Origin of the sequence: Micromonospora globispora, assembly GCF_003857015.1 — a bacterium.
GTDB lineage: Bacteria > Actinomycetota > Actinomycetes > Mycobacteriales > Micromonosporaceae > Micromonospora > Micromonospora globispora.
Window position 1 is genome coordinate 1 of the sequence record NZ_QGGF01000575.1, and the last position, 948, is coordinate 948.

Genomic DNA, 948 nt, shown 5'->3' on the forward strand with positions numbered 1-948 from the left:
GCCAGAGGCCGGAGATCGCGAAGAGCACAGCGGCGCCGTATCGGATGGCCTTCTCTGGCAGGTGCCGGCCGAGCAGGCGGCCGACCAGGATGGCCAGCGCGTCGGCGGCCACCATGCCGAGGGTGGAGCCCAGCCAGGTGCCGAACCAGCCGTACTTGGTGGCCAGGGTGATGGTGGCCAGCATCGTCTTGTCGCCCAGCTCGGCCAGGAAGAACGCGACACCGACGGCGACGATGGCCGACTTGCTGGTCTTCTCCGCCTTGCGCCGCTCCTCCTCGGTGAGCTTGTCCCCGCGCAGGGTCCATGCGCCGAAGCCGAGGAACGCCAGACCGGCGATGAGCGAGATCCAGCCGGTGGGCAGCGCCGCCTGCAGGCCGTACCCGATCCCGACCGAGGCCAGGTGCACGACCGCGGTCGCGACCGTGATGCCGATCAGCACCGGCATCGGCTTGAACCGCGTGGCGAACGTCAGGGCCATGAGCTGGGACTTGTCGCCCAGCTCGGCGACGAAGATGACGCCGAAGCTGATCACCAGCGCGACGAGGAAACCGTCCATGTGAACCTTCCCGATCAAGCCGGGAGGAGGTACAGGGGCGCCCTCGACCCGGCTGCGACAGCCTGAGTCGAAGGTCTCGCCCGCCCCGGGGAAACCGGGGCCGCGTGGCCGGATGCGGAACGCATCAGTATGTCGACCACGACATTGGGGGCTACTCCCCTTCGCGCCGCCCAGCCTAGTGCGGTGTCCACTAACGTTCAACCGGGTTTCCGGTGGGTGTTGTGGATCCTCGCCGGGTGGGCGAGCGACTCCCCACCGGGTGGTGGGGCGGGCCTCCGCAGGCCAACTGATCCTCGCGCCGCCTGTTGTGGGCGGCGGGGGTCACGTCGGGACCGGCCGGCACCGGGGAGGTGCCGTCCGGCTCGACGGTGCGTGACCACCTCAGGCAGCAC

The 948-nt window shown here is 69.8% G+C and carries 1 protein-coding gene; it reads right to left on the reverse strand.

The features are described from left to right. Positions 1 to 556 (reverse strand): TMEM165/GDT1 family protein (locus DKL51_RS29235; protein WP_148097881.1); only part of this gene is annotated, 556 nt, incomplete at its 3' end. Positions 557 to 948 lie beyond the last annotated feature (392 nt).